This is a genomic window from Pseudomonas sp. MF09156, assembly GCF_059862305.1.
Genome location: NZ_JCBCUR010000023.1, coordinates 43,088 through 57,844, shown reverse-complemented (window position 1 = coordinate 57,844; position 14,757 = coordinate 43,088). Strand labels below are relative to the sequence as shown.

At 62.0% G+C, this 14,757-nt stretch carries 12 protein-coding genes; 5 read left to right on the top strand and 7 right to left on the bottom strand.

All coding sequences use genetic code 11. The features are described 5' to 3' along the window. Positions 1-38: 38 nt before the first annotated feature. Genes AC19YY_RS28320 through AC19YY_RS28310 form a run of 3 tightly spaced genes read right to left on the bottom strand, consistent with a single transcriptional unit; the run spans position 39 to position 3,600 of the window. Positions 39-986 (bottom strand): dihydrodipicolinate synthase family protein, encoded by a 948-nt coding sequence (locus AC19YY_RS28320; RefSeq protein ID WP_500605185.1) that lies wholly within the window; start codon positions 984-986, stop codon positions 39-41. Positions 987-1,030: 44 nt separating this feature from the next. After that, complete coding sequence (locus AC19YY_RS28315) at positions 1,031-1,957, bottom strand: 4-hydroxyproline epimerase (protein WP_492634540.1); 927 nt, start codon at positions 1,955-1,957, stop codon at positions 1,031-1,033. Between the two features lie 26 nt (positions 1,958-1,983). After that, complete coding sequence (locus tag AC19YY_RS28310; protein WP_170043069.1) at positions 1,984-3,600, bottom strand: APC family permease; 1,617 nt, start codon at positions 3,598-3,600, stop codon at positions 1,984-1,986. Between the two features lie 200 nt (positions 3,601-3,800). Here AC19YY_RS28310 and AC19YY_RS28305 point away from each other — a divergent pair, with 200 nt between their 5' ends. Then, positions 3,801-4,568 carry an AraC family transcriptional regulator gene (locus tag AC19YY_RS28305; protein WP_169956941.1) on the top strand — a complete coding sequence of 256 codons (768 nt, stop codon included), beginning with the start codon at positions 3,801-3,803 and terminating at the stop codon, positions 4,566-4,568. A 1,055-nt stretch (positions 4,569-5,623) separates the two neighbouring features. On the opposite strand, the gene AC19YY_RS28300 is transcribed toward AC19YY_RS28305, so the two are convergent. The 4 genes from AC19YY_RS28300 to AC19YY_RS28285 form a co-directional block, all read right to left on the bottom strand. Beyond that, positions 5,624-6,460 (bottom strand): HAD family acid phosphatase, encoded by an 837-nt coding sequence (locus tag AC19YY_RS28300; protein ID WP_500605184.1) that lies wholly within the window; start codon positions 6,458-6,460, stop codon positions 5,624-5,626. Positions 6,461-6,809: 349 nt separating this feature from the next. Then, positions 6,810-7,301 (bottom strand): hypothetical protein, encoded by a 492-nt coding sequence (locus AC19YY_RS28295; protein WP_500605191.1) that lies wholly within the window; start codon positions 7,299-7,301, stop codon positions 6,810-6,812. Positions 7,302-7,368: 67 nt separating this feature from the next. Next, positions 7,369-8,007 (bottom strand): helix-turn-helix domain-containing protein, encoded by a 639-nt coding sequence (locus tag AC19YY_RS28290; RefSeq protein ID WP_170058001.1) that lies wholly within the window; start codon positions 8,005-8,007, stop codon positions 7,369-7,371. Between the two features lie 5 nt (positions 8,008-8,012). After that, a complete protein-coding gene (locus AC19YY_RS28285) occupies positions 8,013-8,174 on the bottom strand; it encodes a hypothetical protein (protein ID WP_169956945.1) in 162 nt (53 codons plus the stop codon). A gap of 171 nt (positions 8,175-8,345) precedes the next feature. Between AC19YY_RS28285 and AC19YY_RS28280 the strand changes: the two genes are divergently transcribed. The 4 genes from AC19YY_RS28280 (at position 8,346) to AC19YY_RS28265 (ending at position 14,692) form a co-directional block, all read left to right on the top strand. Further along, a complete protein-coding gene (locus tag AC19YY_RS28280) occupies positions 8,346-10,493 on the top strand; it encodes a TonB-dependent receptor family protein (protein ID WP_432755610.1) in 2,148 nt (715 codons plus the stop codon). A gap of 132 nt (positions 10,494-10,625) precedes the next feature. After that, complete coding sequence (locus tag AC19YY_RS28275) at positions 10,626-11,168, top strand: sigma-70 family RNA polymerase sigma factor (RefSeq protein WP_169956975.1); 543 nt, start codon at positions 10,626-10,628, stop codon at positions 11,166-11,168. Next, positions 11,168-12,112, top strand: coding sequence for a FecR family protein (locus AC19YY_RS28270; RefSeq protein WP_500605183.1), 945 nt, complete (start codon positions 11,168-11,170; stop codon positions 12,110-12,112). The genes AC19YY_RS28275 and AC19YY_RS28270 overlap by 1 nt, the downstream gene beginning before the upstream one ends. A gap of 102 nt (positions 12,113-12,214) precedes the next feature. After that, positions 12,215-14,692, top strand: coding sequence for a TonB-dependent siderophore receptor (locus tag AC19YY_RS28265; protein WP_432755612.1), 2,478 nt, complete (start codon positions 12,215-12,217; stop codon positions 14,690-14,692). Positions 14,693-14,757 lie beyond the last annotated feature (65 nt).

Sequence of the window (14,757 nt, the reverse complement as noted above, 5' to 3'; positions counted from 1 at the left end):
AGAAGGAACGCCGCTGTGCAACAGCGGCGTACGAGCAGTCAGTTGACGTTCTGTTCTGCCGACCAGTTGGCGTACCACTGGCGGAACAGCGCGTACTGATGCTCGGCATACCGGCGTTGGGCATCGCTCAGTACATCGCTTTGGTTGAAGTGCAGGCTGTATTCCAGGTCGCCATTGAGCACCATCAGGTGCTTGTAATAGAGCACCAGGTCGCAGCCTTCATCGAAGGACGACAGCACCGCCAGCGCCGCTTCCAGCTCACGGGCCTGGCGCCGGGCCTTGGCATCGCCCTTGGCGGCCTGCTTGCTCAGGGCCACCAGTTGCAGGACTTCCCGTGGCAGGGCGTTGCCGATGCCGGTGATCGCGCCGGTGGCGTTGCAGTTGACGAAACCGTGCACCACCTGGGTATCGACACCGACCATCAGGGTCACGGCATCGTCCTTGGAGGTGATGTGTTCGGCGGCGTAGCGCAGGTCGGCGCCGCCGCCGAACTCCTTGAAGCCGATCAGGTTCGGGTACTCGCGGCGCAGTTCAAAGAACAGCTCGGCGCGGGTGGCAAAGCCGTAGTAGGGGCTGTTGTAGATCACTGACGGCAGGTTCGGCGCGGCGCTGAGGATCGCCGCGAAGTGGGCTTTTTGCGCGCTGGCTGAAGCGCCACGGGACAGCACCCGCGGGATGACCATCAAGCCATGGGCGCCGACCTTGGCCGCGTGGGCCGCATGGGAGACCGCCTCACGGCTGTTGACCGCGCCGGTGCCGACGATGGTCGGGATGCCCGCCGCGACCAGGCGCGCCACGCCTTCCTGGCGCTGGGCTTCGGTGAGCAACGGCCAGTCGCCCATGGAGCCGCAGTACACCACGGCGCTCATGCCGATATCGATCAGCTCGCGGCCCTTGGCGACCAGGGCGTCGAAGTCCGGCTGGCGCTCGGCGGTGCACGGGGTCATCAGGGCAGGGATGCAGCCGGTGAAGATGTTATCGCTCATGGTTCTAGCTCCTTGGAAGGGTCTGTTTAAAAGCTGCCGGGTGCTCAAATGCCCCAGGCGAAAGGGTCCTGTTCGTCGATCAGCAAGGTGCTGTCGGCGGTCATATAGGCGCGGCCGGTGATGAAGGGGCGGATGTGTTCGCCCTCCCATTCAAAACGGCCTTCGAATTGGCTGGCGGTGATGCTGGCTTGCACCCAGGGCTCACCGGCCTGAAGTTTTCCGTCGGCGGCCAGGCACGCCAGCTTGGCGCTGGTGCCGGTGCCGCAGGGCGAACGGTCGTAGGCTTTGCCGGGGCACATGACGAAGTTGCGGCTGTCGGCCTGCTCGTCATCGGCGAACAGTTCGATGTGGTCGATCAACGCGCCGTCTGCGCCAAGGATGCCTTGGGCTTCGAGGGCCTTGAGCATCGCCCAGGTGAAGTCGGTGAGGGCCTCGACATTGGCCATGTGCACACCCTGGCCGTGCTCGGACACCAGGAAAAACCAGTTGCCACCCCAGGCGATATCGCCGTAGATCCGGCCATGCCCCGGCACCTCCACGGGCACCTGCTGGCGATAGCGATAGGCGGGCACGTTGCGCAGGGTGACCGCGCCGTCCTCATGCAGGGTGGCGCTGACCTGGCCCACCGGCGTGTCGATGCTGTGCACCCCTGGCGCGATGCGGCCCAGGTAGTGCAACGAGGCGACCAGGCCGATGGTGCCGTGGCCACACATGCCGAGGTAGCCGGCATTGTTGAAGAAAATCACCCCGCAGGTGGCCCCCGGCGAGACCGGCTCGCAGTACAGCGCGCCAACCAGTACATCGTTGCCACGGGGCTCCAGCAGGCAGGCGCGGCGCCATTGGTCGTGTGTGGTGCGCAGGCTGTCGAGCTGCTCGGCGATGGTCTGGCCGGCCAGCTGCGGGAAGCCATTGATGATCAGGCGCGTCGGTTCGCCGCCGGTGTGGGAGTCAATCACATGCAGTCGTTTCATCCAGCTATTCCTTGGTGATTGGCCAGTTATGCGTTCGCCGGGTGCATGCCGCTCGCGGGCAGCACGGCTTCGCTTTCGTCGTCTTCGTGTTCCAGTTCCACCAGGTGCGCCGGCACGCCGGTGGCGGCGCCCCAGTAGTAGATGCCCAGGGCGCAGGCGGCGACGACCAGGGTGTCGAAGGGATGGCTGAGCACGCCCAGGCCGCCAAAACTGCCGAGTTTTGATAGCACCATGGTTACGGCGTAGAAGCCGATCAGCCACGCGCTGGAACGCACTTGCTGGGCGATGTTCAGGTGCTGGGTCGGCACCAGGCGACGGCACAGCAGGTACACCACAAACATCACGATTTGCAGGCCCAGCAGCCAGGACACGGTGCTCCAGCCCGACCAGTAGACGATCAGCGCGGCGATGATGAATGACAGCGGGCCCAGCACACTCATCCACTTGACCCGGAACGGGCGCGGCATGTCCGGCGCATTGCGTCGCAGCGCCGCCACGCACACCGGGGCCACGGCGTAGCTCAACACCAGGGCGGCGGACACCACATTGATCAGCGCCTCCCAGGACGGGAACGGCAGGGTCCAGAACACCGACAAGCCAAAGGTCAGCCACAGCGCCGGGCGCGGGATGCCGGATTTCTCATCGATGCGCGTGAAAATCTTGAAGAAGGTGCCTGTCTGCGCCCAGCCATAGATCACCCGTGGCGTGGCGTTCATGTAGATGTTGCCGCAGCCGCTGGGGGAGATCACCGCGTCGGCCACCACCAGGTAGGCCAGCCAGCCCACCCCCAGGGCCAGGGCGATATCGCGATAGGGCAGAGCCAGTTCCTTGCTGATGCCGGCCCAGCCATTGGCGAGCATTTCGGTGGGCACGCCGCCGAGGAAGGCTACTTGCAGCAGCACATAAATTGCCGTGGACAGCAGCACCGAAAGGATCAGGGCAATGGGAATGGTGCGTTGCGGGTTTTTCACTTCGCTGGCCACCGAGATGATCGGCGTCAGCCCCAGATAGGCAAAAATCACCCCGCCGGCGGACACTGCCATTTCAATCCCCGACAGGCCGAACGGGGCGAACCCCTGGGAGTGGAAGTTGGCCGGCTTGAAGAAGGTGAACAGCACGCCGATCACCAGCAGCGGCACGATGAACTTGAAAATGCTGACCAGGTTATTGGCGATGGCGAAGGTCTTGACGCTGCGGTAGTTGAGCACGAAAAACAGGCAGAGCAGGCCGAACTGCACCAGCCAGCCGAGGGTGGTGGGGTCGCTGGAGCCGGCCTTGGTCAACTCGGGAAACCAGGCGGCGGCGTATTGCCTTGAGGCGACCACTTCAATCGCCACCAGGCTGGAAAACGCGATCAGTGTGATAAAGCCCATCAGGTAGCCCAGCAACGGGCCGTGGGAATACACCGGGTAGCGCACCACGCCCCCGGCACGGGGCAGGGCCGCGCCCAATTCGCAATACACAATGCCCAGCAACAGCACCGCAAAACCGCCGAGCAACCAGGAAAAAATCCCTGCCGGGCCTGCGATGGACGACACGTGACTGGCGGCAAACAACCAACCGGAACCGAAGATGGCTCCCAGTCCGATAAAGGTGAGGTCAATCAGAGACAGCTGTTTCTTGAACTTGCCTTGGGCTGACATAGCGGCGCCTTCTTGTGGGTTATTGGATAGGCATGCAGTGGCGCTACAGTGAACCCATCAGCCCGCTGGCGATTGATGTTTTGCGCGGCCATCAATGACGAATTCAGCACAATTGCCAGGTGGGCAACGGCGCTCGACAGGGCCATGGCCATCGGGCAATCTGCTGGCCCGGCGAGGCGATAAACGAGGCGGTGAGCGGCATGATGCACAACGCGTTTGCAACCCTGTGCCAAGGTGGCGAGCAGCGGCCACACAGCCTCGAACAGCTGCTGGCGGGCGTGGCCATGCTGTTGCCGATGCTCGACGTGATTCCCAATGCGACGATGTTTATCAAGGATGTGCAGGCGCGCTATGTCATGGCCAACCACACCCTGGTACAGCGTTGTGGCTTGAAAGACCGGCGCCCGCTACTGGGCAAGACCAGCGCCGAGGTGTTCCCCGCGCAGTTGGGGCCGGGCTACACCGAGCAGGACCGGCGCGTGCTCGAACAGGGCCTGGTGCTGGAGGATCAACTGGAGTTGCACCTGTACGGCAGCCGCGAACCCGGTTGGTGCCTGACCCACAAGTGGCCGTTATACAACCGCGAGGGCGCGATCATTGGCCTGGCGGGGATCTCGGTCGACTTGCAATCCGCCAGCGAGACCCACCCGGCCTATCAGCGATTGGCGGCGGTGGACGAGCACATCCGGGCCCATTTCAACCGGCGCGTGACCTTGGGTGAACTGACGCGCATCGCCGGCACGTCGGTGGCTCAACTGGAGCGCTACTGCAAGCGCGTGTTCCACCTGACTCCCCGGCAAATGATCCAGAAAGTACGTCTGGAACATGCCCATCGCCTGTTGCATACCGAGTTGCCGATCACCGAAGTGGCCTTGCAATGCGGCTACACCGACCACAGTGCATTCACCCGCCAGTTCAAGGCGTTGACCGGCTTTACGCCACGCCAGTATCGCCAGGCCACCCGCTAATGAGTGGGCGCAAGTCCCTGTAGGAGCTGGCTTGCCAGCGATAGCGGCGGGTCAGCCAACATCAACCCCAGCAATGCCGCCGCCATCGCAGCCTCGCCAAGGCTCGACAGCTCCTACATTGATCCTCAGGGATTGGAGGATTGCATTTCACTGCCACCGCAGGATGCATACGGCACTCAATGTACGACGATCCAATGTAGGAGCTGGCTTGCCAGCGATAGCGTCGGGTCAGCCAACATCAACTTCAGCAAGGCCGCCGCCATCGCAGCCTCGCCGGGGCTCGACAGCTCCTACATTGATCCTCAGGGATTGGACGATTGCATTTCACTGCCACCGCAGGATGCATACGGTACTCAATGTACTGAAGATCCAATGTAGGAGCTGGCTTGCCAGCGATAGCGTCGGGTCAGCCAACATCAATCCCAGCAATACCGCCGCCATCGCAGCCTCGCCAAGGCTCGACAGCTCCTACATTGATCCTCAGGGATTGGAGGATTGCATTTCAGCTGCCAGTGCAGGATGCATACGGTACTCAATGTACTGAAGATCCAATGTAGGAGCTGGCTTGCCAGCGATAGCGTCGGGTCAGCCAACATCAACTTCAGCAAGGCCGCCGCCATCGCAGCCTCGCCAAGGCTCGACAGCTCCCACCTCGATCTTCAGGGTCTGGAAGATTGCATTTCACTGCCACCGCAGGATGCACACGGTACTCAATGTACGACGATCCAATGTAGGAGCTGGCTTGCCAGCGATAGCGGTGGGTCAGCCAACATCCACTCCAGCAATGCCGCCGCCATCGCCGCCTCGCCAAGGCTCGACAGCTCCTACATTGATCCTCAGGGGTTGGAAGATTGCATTTCACTGCCACCGCAGGATGCATACGGTACTCAATGTACGACGATCCAATGTAGGAGCTGGCTTGCCAGCGATAGCGGCGGGTCAGCCAACATCAATCCCAGCAATGCCGCCGCCATCGCAGCCTCGCCAAGGCTCGACAGCTCCCACCTCGATCTTCAGGGTTTGGAGGATTGCAGTTCAGCTGCCCCATCTGATCCTCATTGCTGCAACTGAAGGGCCTCACGCTTGAAAAAACGCTTCTGCTCAAATGGAATCTCTTCACGGTCGCCATAGGGCGCGCTGTACCAGTTGCCGTAGGTTGGGTTCGGCAGCAGGAACCAGCGTTGGCCGAACCAGCCGACATAAGGTTCGACTGCCCGGCGTTGGGCGGCCAGGGTGTTGTGTTCGGCCTGGACGAAATCCCCCAGGGAATCCCCGACCATCAACAACACCCGCGCCTGGCTGGCGACCCACTGGCGGCGGCAGTTCTTGCCGTAGCCCGCCGATGCGCAATGGCCGGTGGGGGTGGCGGCCGCCAGTACGTATTCGTTGCTCTGCACCGGGAAGCCGCGCAGGCGCAGGTTGGCGACGGTGGCCTGGACTTGGCTGTGCTCGCGGTTGGTCAGGTAATACACCTTGATTCCCCGTTGCTGCACCGCCTGCAAAAACGCCACGGCACCGGGCAGGGCCTGGGCCTTGGCCTGGTCGACCCAGGTGTTCCAGCGGTCATAGGAGTAGACCTGGTTGTTGACGATGTCCCGCGCGTTGAGGGGCACGTTGTCCAGCAGGGTTTCATCGATATCGACGATCACTGCCGGCGGCAGGCCGCTGAGGTTACGCGGGGCAAAGGGCAGGGCGTCCCAGTCCTTGGTGGCCAGGGCTACATCGAGCTGGCGGGTGGCGTCGGCGAACACTTGGCGATAGATCATCTCGTGTTCGATGGAGGTCTGGGTCCACAGCACCGCATCCAGTTGATCGTTGGCGGGTGGGTGCTGTTGGCAGCCCAGCAGCACCGAGGAAAGCAGGCATACGCCGGCGAAATTCATAAGACGCATAAAAAGAGTCGGCCTCAAAAATGGCGGTCGCGGATCGACGATAAGGCCCGGCACAGTAGCGCAGTATTGCGCCCCAGCCTGCATCAGACGCTTATTTTCATCAGGGTTAGATCGTTTATTTCCTTATCGAAGGTGCATAGCATTTTAGTGAATATCCATTGCGTCCATTTACTGGTCGCAGCAAAGGCGCTGGATGCAATAACAAACGCCCGTCTGCTGCCGCGTTTTTGCAGTCTGCTTTTAATCAGAAGTGGACGGTCTGGCGTCGATTCCTGCTGCTCGGCCAGCGTCTTGCAGCGCGGCGCGTCATCTCTAGAATCGGCCCCAGAATTTAGACCTTTCCTGTCGATTACGGAGTTTCGAACATGATGAATGCCATGCAGATGCCAATGAACAATACGATGCCCATGATGCCGATGATGGGCATGCCGATGATGATGGCCACCATGCAGTGCGAGATGACCGGCGATGCCATGGTGTGCACCATGAAGCCGGCCGCCGGTATGGACATGGCGATGTTCAAGAACAACGCCGAAATGATGGCGATGATGATGAACTGCGGCATGCCGATGATGATGCAGTGCGCCAACCTGTCGATGATGTGCATGTCGCAGGACACCATGGCAATGCTCAACAACATGCCAGCGATGACCATGCCGATGATGAAGTGCGTCATGGAATGCACCCTGCAAGCCGATGGCATGACCTGCAAGATGATGCCGATGCCTGGTATGAGCATGGTGATGATGGACAACTGCTGCATGCTGATGAAGAAAATGATGAACGATTGCGCCATGCCGATGATGATCAGCTGCAACGGCATGCCGATGATGTGCTGCACCTGCTGAACCGACGTTTCGTGCGCATGAAAAAGCCCCGCCTGAGCAATCAGGCGGGGCTTTTTGCGTTCAGTCCAGGCGTTCGGGGTGGAGGATGACCAGGAACGCCAGCGCATCGCTGTCTGCCGGGTTGCGATAGCGGTGGGGCTGGTCGGCATAGAACAGGATCGAGTCGCCGGTGGACAGCAAGTATCGTTCCTCGTTGACGCTGACCTCCAGCACGCCCTGGGCCACCACCAGGTTTGCCTGGATCCCAGGCCGGCGGCCTTCGCACACCTCTTCACCGCGTGCGCTCAGGCGTACCTCATAGAATTCGGACTGGCGCGACATGTCGTCGGGGAACAATGCCCGGCTGACGAATGTGCCGTCGGCGCTCACCAGGCGTTTGCTTTGGTGGGCGGGCAGTAATTCAACCCCTTCGAACGAGCGGTTTTCCAGGAACGCCGCCACCGACACTTTCAGGCCCTTGGCGATTTTGCACAGCACCTTGATCGACGGTACGCTGCGCCCGGACTCGATCTGCGCGAGCATCGCCCGGCTGACGCCACAGGCTCGGGCCAGGGCATCCAGGGACAGGTAGCGTTTACTGCGCAGGCGATGCAGGTTGTGCGCGACGCACTGGCCGATGGCATCGTCGTCGCGGCTGGCGCAATCCTTGGGTTGAGCGATGGGGGGCAGCACGTCGGGAAGGGCCTGGAGAAAACTCATCGGCGTTACGCCCGGCGTGTGTCGCTGGGCGCGTTACTGGCCTGCAACGTGAATACCGACAACCCGGCGCGCGCGGCGTACATTGCCCACATCAACTGGGCCGCTGCACGAGCCTGGCGGCGTTTGCGGTGGAGGGTGAAATCAATGACGTTGGCGGATATCGACATGGCGCAGTCTCGGGTGACGGTGGTGACTCGGTTGCTCCACATTACTGCGCGCAGCTTATTTCCTTAAATACTGAGTTTGCATTTATTAATTCTATTTTGGACTTAAAAACAGACGTGACCTGCCGTATCCGATGTTCTTCCAACGCTTGAACTTTCCCAGGATTCGGCCCCATGCGCCTGCCACAACCTTTGCTGTTTCTCCCTCCTCGTTGGCTCGGTTTTGGCGTTGCCCTGACATTCACCCATCTGGCCCAGGCCCAGGAGGCGCTGCAGTTGTCGCCGCTGCAAGTCACCAGCACCGAACTGAGCGAAGGCGAAGCGGCCCAGGCGCAACTCCAGCAGGTGCCCGGCGCTACCAATTACGTCGACATGGCCAGCGTCGAGCAGGGGCGGGTGAGCAGCAATGAAGATGTGTTCAAGTACCAGGCTGGCATCTACGCCAAGGCGGCGAATAACGAAGGGGTGAAAATCTCCATTCGTGGCTCGGGCATCAACCGTGGCCCCGGCAGCCATGCATCTGGCCTGTATGAAACCATCGACGGGCTGCCACTGACCGGCCCCGGCGGAACGCCTTATGAGCTCAAAGACCCGCTGTGGCTCAGCCGGGTCGAAGTGCTGCGCGGCGCCAACGGGTTTGATCGCGGCGCACTGGCCCTGGGCGGGGCGGTCAACTATGTCACCCACACCGGCTACGATGCGCCCAAGTTGCGCGTGCGCTACGAGGCCGGCAGCCATGGGTACGCCCAGCGGGAAATCAGTTCCGGGCAAGTGCTGGGCGATGCCGACTATTACATCAGCCTGACCGACACTGACTACGATGGCTTCCAGCAACAAAGCGCCGGCAGCGGCAAAGGCGTGGCGGCCAACTTCGGCTACCGGTTCAACCCAGACCTGGAAACCCGCTTCTATTTCCGTTACCGCGAAACCGCCAACGACAGCCCCGGCAAACTCACGCGCCAGCAGATCGAGCACAGCCCGCGCGCAGCCAACGCCCTCAACCTGGCACGCGACTCCAAGCGCTTGCAGCCGGGCTCTACCTGGATCGCCAACAAGACCACGCTGCAATTGGACGATAACTCCCGCGTCGAAGCGGGGCTGGTGTATCACGACTACCCCATGGACCTGCGCGAAGGCACCAACCGGCTCAAGGTGGCGTATACCGATATCAGCGGCACCTTGAACTACATCCGCCAGGACACGCTGCTGGGTCGCGACAGCAAGACCACAGTCGGCCTGCGCACCACCCAGGGCCTGCCCAATAACGGTGTGTCGGAGTACGTGCGGGTGCCTGCCGGTGCCACCGCCGGTTTCGCCCCGGGGACCAAGACCCGTGACTACAGTTACCTGGGGTCGGATACCGTGCTGCACGTGAGCAACGACCTGGAGCTGCTGCCCGACCTGTGGCTGACCACCGGCCTGGCGGCGATCTATACCCGTCGCGAAACCGAAGTCACCTATCCCGACACCCATGCCCCCTTGAGCACTCATGACTGGGACTATGCCCCGCGCGTGGGCCTGCGCTATGACTTCAACCCGCAGTTGCAGGTGTATGGCAACCTGAGCCGCTCGGTGGAGCCGCCGCATGCCTGGTCGATGATCTGGGGTTCCAACAAGTTCTTTGCCAAAGACTCGGGTAGGCCGGAGGCCGGCTTGACCCGCGAAGGCGTGAAGCTGCAAAACCAGACGGCCACCACCCTGGAAGTGGGCGGGCGCGGCGAAGCGTGGTTCGGCCAATGGGACCTGGCGTTGTACCACTCGCTGGTGCGCCATGAACTGCTGAGCGTCGAAACCCAGGCGGCTACGCCTAACTTGTCGCAGGTGGTCGCCGAATCCAACGCCAGCCCGACCCTTCACCAAGGCCTGGAACTGAGCCTCACCAGCGCGCTGTGGGACGGTGGCAATACCGGTCGCCTGGCCCTGCGCCAGGCCTACACCTTCAGTAACTTCCACTACCGCGACGACCCGCGCTTTGGCGACAACACATTGCCCGGTATCCCCAAGCACTATTACCAGGCGCAGTTGCGCTACAGCCATCCCAGCGGCTTTTTCAGCAGCCTCAATGGCGAGTATTCCTCGCGGGTGGCGGTGGACTATGCCAACTCCTACTACGCGTCGGCCTATGGCTTGTTGGGCGCCACCCTCGGCTACGACGCACCGAAACAGGACTGGCAAGCCTGGGTCGACCTGCGCAACCTGACCAACCAGCGCTACGCCAATACCGTGACCCCGGGTTATGACGATCATGGCAGCGATATGGCGCGCTCGACGCCGGGTGACGGCATGGGCGTGTACGCCGGCGTTTCCTGGAGCTTGCGCTAAACCCTTGCAGGCGCCGGCAAGCCGGTGCCTACGCCGATACCCAGGCGCCATCGTTGGGCCCTTGCTCTGCCATCGTTTTACTGTCATCGTTTGCGCGATTGGTAATCTTTCTTGTTTGAGAAATTTTTGCGCATGCATGACTTTCCCGTGGCCGATTGTGATACAGCCCGCCGCCAGCAGACACTCACCGCGCTCTACAGCGACCACCATTCCTGGCTCCAGGGGTGGCTGCGCAAGAAGCTCGGCTGTTCGCAGCATGCGGCGGACCTGGCCCAGGATGCATTCGTGCGGGTGTTGCTGCTGGCCGAGCCCCACAACATTCAGGAGCCTCGGGCATTTCTCGCGACCACTGCCGGGCGCTTGCTGATTGACGGTGCGCGGCGGCGCAAGATCGAGAAAGCCTATATGCAAGCCCTGGCCATCCAGTACGAAGACGCCGGCATGCCTGACCCTGCGACCATTCACGTGGCGTTGCAGGCCCTGGAACGCATTGCGCTGATGCTCGCCGGCCTGCCGGACAAGGCCCGCGAGGCGTTCCTGCTCAGTCGCCTGGATGGGCTGACCTACAGTGAAATCGCGGCCCAGCTCCAGGTCTCGTCCAGCACGGTGAAAAACTACATCTCCAGCGCGCTGGTGCATTGCTACCAGACCCTTTATGGCGCGGACCCGCTCTGATGCCCGCCGAACAGATTGTCAGCGAGGCAGCGCAATGGTTGGCGTTGCTCAATGACGAGGACGTCAGCGCCGCCGACCGCCAGGCATTTGAAGCCTGGTGTGCGGCCGATCCACGCCACCGGGTGGCCTTCGAGCGCATGGGGGCGTTGTGGGGCAGCCTCGATGAACTGCCTGCGGCACCTGCACGCCTGGCGTTGAAGCAAGCCTTCATTCCACGCAAAGCCGGGTACGCCGTGCGCGGCGGGCAAGCCCTGGCGTTGTTGGGGGTGTTGGTGGCCGGCTGGGCGAGCGTCGAGCAACTGCCGCTGTGGATGGCCGACCAACGCACCGGCGTCGGCGAGCGCAGTCAGGTGGTATTGACCGATGGCAGCCAGGTGCAGCTCAACAGCAACTCGGCGTTGGACGTGAAGTTCGACGGCCAACAGCGTGTGATCGAATTGCTCAAGGGCGAGATGTGGGTCGAGGTGGCCAAGGATGGGCAACGGCCGTTCGTGGTGCGCACCGATCAGGGCACGGCGACGGCATTGGGCACGCGTTTTCTGGTGCAGCGTGCGGTGGATGGCTCGACGGTGGTCACGGTGATCGAGTCAACGGTGGCCGCCAAAGGCACTGACAGCGAGGTTGTGAAGTTGACGGCAGGCCAGCGCGCGATTCTCAGGCAGGGGCACGCCCAGCCAGCGCAAGCGGTCGGCAGCGGCGACCCGGCAGCCTGGACCCGGGGCTTGCTCACGGTGGATGACCGGCCGTTGAGCGAAGTCCTGCAAACCCTGGCCAGCTATCGCCATGGGGTGGTGCGGTTTGATGCCCAGGCGTTGCACGGGATGCGTGTGTCGGGGGTGTTCAAGCTCGATGACAGCGACGCGGCGCTGGCGACCCTGGCGGATAACCTGCCGATCAAGGTGGAGTATTTCACCGACCTGCTGGTGGTGATCAAGCCCCTCTGATCTGCCTGAAGACACCCGTTCAAATAAAAACCGGTCTCATTCATACCCGATTTCCCGACATGGCCGTCATGGAATATAGAACCCTCTTTTCCAGGACCTCTCATGTCACGCTTTGCTCGTCCGTTGCACCCGCTGGCGCTGTCAGTGGCGATGGCTTTTGCCGCTGTGCCCCTGACCATTCACACCGCATGGGCTGATGAAAGCAGCCATTTCTCGATCCCTGCCGGTGACCTGAGCCAGGCCCTCAACGGCTTTGCCGAACAGGCCGGGCTGGTCCTGGCCTTTGATCCGGTCTTGACCCGTGGCAAGCGCAGCAGCGGTTTGAACGGGCATTTGAGCAGCGACGCGGCACTCGCCCAGTTGCTGGCGGGCAGCGGTTTGCGTGCCCAGGCGCTGTCTGCCCAGCGCTATCGCATCGAGCCGATTCCCCAGGCGGATGGCTCGGTGGAATTGCAGGCCACCACCATCAGCGGCGCTGCTCAAAGTGAAAGCCCCGTCGGCCCGGTGTCCGGTTATGTGGCCACGCGCAGCCTGTCGGGCACCAAGACCGACACCGCGCTGATCGAGACCCCGCAATCGATCTCGGTGGTCACCAAAGACCAGATGCGTGCGCAGAATGCCGAGAGCCTCAACCAGATCCTGCGCTACAGCGCCGCGGTTGTTCCGGAAACCCGTGGCGCCACCGCCTCGCGCCTGGACCAGTTGACCATTCGCGGCTTCTCGCCGGTGACTTACCTCGACGGCCTGCGCGTGGCATCGAGCCGCGATGCCTCGCCGCAAAAGGATGCCTTCGACCTTGAACGCGTGGAGGTCCTGCGCGGCCCAGCCTCGGTGTTGTACGGCCAGGGCAGCCCCAGTGGCGTGATCAATATGGTCACCAAGCGCCCGTTGGATACGCCGTTCCATGAAGTCGGCGTGGAGTACGGCACCTTCGACAAAAAGCGCACCACCTTCGATCTCAGCGGCCCGCTGGATGAGCAAGGGGTGTATTCCTACCGCGTCGCCGGATTGTTCGACGATGCCGACGGGCAGGTGGAGCATACCGAGACCCGTCGTCAATCGCTGTCCTCGGCCTTCACCTGGCGCCCGAACGAGGACACGTCGCTGACCCTGCTGGGGCATTTTCAGAAGGATCCCAAGGGGGCTTCCTACGGCTCGATGCCGGCGTGGGGCTCGGTGTTGCACAGCCCGCTGGGGCGCAAGATCGATGTCGATTTCTACGATGGCGAGAAAAACTTCGAGAAGAGTGACCGCGAGCATTACTCCATCGGCTATGCCTTCGAGCATCACCTCGACGACGTCTGGACCGTGCGCCAGAACGCCCGCTATATGCGCAGCGAAGGGATCTACCGCAGTATCTACAGCAGCAACCTGCAGGCCGATTACCGCACCTTGAACCGCTCGACCATCGCCACCGATGTCGACATGGACGCCTACAACCTGGATAACCAGTTGCAGGGCAAGTTCGACACCGGCCCGGTGCAGCACACGCTGTTGATGGGGCTTGATTACCAGAACACCAGCGTCGATACCAAGGCCGGTTACGGCAAGGGACCGGACCTGGATATTTTCGACCCGGTGTACGGTGCGCCGGTGACCACCCCGGCATTTTCCAGCGACGCGACCCAGCGTAGCGAGCAGACCGGTGTGTACCTGCAGGAGCAGGCGAAGTGGGATAAATGGGTACTGTTGATGGGCGGTCGTTATGACTGGGCCAGCACGGATAACAGCTCGTTGAGCTTGACCGACGGCAAGAAAACCAAATCCTCCCTGGACAGCAAAGCCTTCACCGGCCGCCTGGGCGTGGTTTACCTCTTTGATAACGGCCTGGCGCCTTACGCCAGCTATTCCGAATCCTTCTCGCCGCAAACCGGTACCGGCTACGGCGGTTCGGTGTTCAAGCCCACCGAAGGCAAGCAGTACGAAATCGGCATCAAGTACCAGCCGCCAGGCAGCAACAGCTTTATCACCGCCGCCATCTTTGACCTGCGCCAGAACAACGTGCCGACCATGGACCCGGATCCCACCCACCTGTGTGGCAACGGTCGCTGCCAGGTCCAGGACGGTGAAGTGCGCTCCCGTGGCTTTGAACTCGAAGGCAAGGCCAGCCTCAACGACAACCTGGATATCACGGCGGCCTATGCCTACCTCGATAACCGCATCAGCAAATCCAACAGCACCGTGCGCTACGCGCCGATCACCGACATCGGCGTAGGCCCGGCCGTGCCGACCCAGGGCACCACCACCTACGCTGTGCCGCGCCACACCGCTTCGGTGTGGGCCGATTACACCTTGCATGACGGCAACCTCAAGGGCTTCGGCGTCGGCGCGGGTGCGCGTTATGTCGGCTCGTCCTGGGGCGATACGGCCAACACCTTGAAGGTTCCCGGCTACACCTTGTTCGATGCGTCGGTGCACTACGACATCCCGCACATCAACACCCTGGGCGACAACCTGCGCCTGGCGCTGAACGCCACCAACCTGGCGGACAAAGAGTACGTTGCGTCCTGCTATTCGTACTCGTGGTGCTGGTACGGCTCGCAACGCACGGTGCAGGCCAGTGCGACGTATCAGTGGTAAATGCCGATAACGAGTGAGGATTTTTCCTACGGCGGCCTTTTACCCGGGCCGTTGACTCTCTATTA

Coding starts and splice junctions, on each gene's coding strand:
- AC19YY_RS28275 (WP_169956975.1), top strand. CDS start 10,626: ATGCATGACTTTCCCGTGGCCGATTGTGATACAGCCCGCCGCCAGCAG.
- AC19YY_RS28300 (WP_500605184.1), bottom strand. CDS start 6,460: ATGCGTCTTATGAATTTCGCCGGCGTATGCCTGCTTTCCTCGGTGCTG.
- AC19YY_RS28290 (WP_170058001.1), bottom strand. CDS start 8,007: ATGAGTTTTCTCCAGGCCCTTCCCGACGTGCTGCCCCCCATCGCTCAA.
- AC19YY_RS28310 (WP_170043069.1), bottom strand. CDS start 3,600: ATGTCAGCCCAAGGCAAGTTCAAGAAACAGCTGTCTCTGATTGACCTC.
- AC19YY_RS28265 (WP_432755612.1), top strand. CDS start 12,215: ATGTCACGCTTTGCTCGTCCGTTGCACCCGCTGGCGCTGTCAGTGGCG.
- AC19YY_RS28305 (WP_169956941.1), top strand. CDS start 3,801: ATGATGCACAACGCGTTTGCAACCCTGTGCCAAGGTGGCGAGCAGCGG.
- AC19YY_RS28270 (WP_500605183.1), top strand. CDS start 11,168: ATGCCCGCCGAACAGATTGTCAGCGAGGCAGCGCAATGGTTGGCGTTG.
- AC19YY_RS28320 (WP_500605185.1), bottom strand. CDS start 986: ATGAGCGATAACATCTTCACCGGCTGCATCCCTGCCCTGATGACCCCG.
- AC19YY_RS28285 (WP_169956945.1), bottom strand. CDS start 8,174: ATGTCGATATCCGCCAACGTCATTGATTTCACCCTCCACCGCAAACGC.
- AC19YY_RS28315 (WP_492634540.1), bottom strand. CDS start 1,957: ATGAAACGACTGCATGTGATTGACTCCCACACCGGCGGCGAACCGACG.
- AC19YY_RS28280 (WP_432755610.1), top strand. CDS start 8,346: ATGCGCCTGCCACAACCTTTGCTGTTTCTCCCTCCTCGTTGGCTCGGT.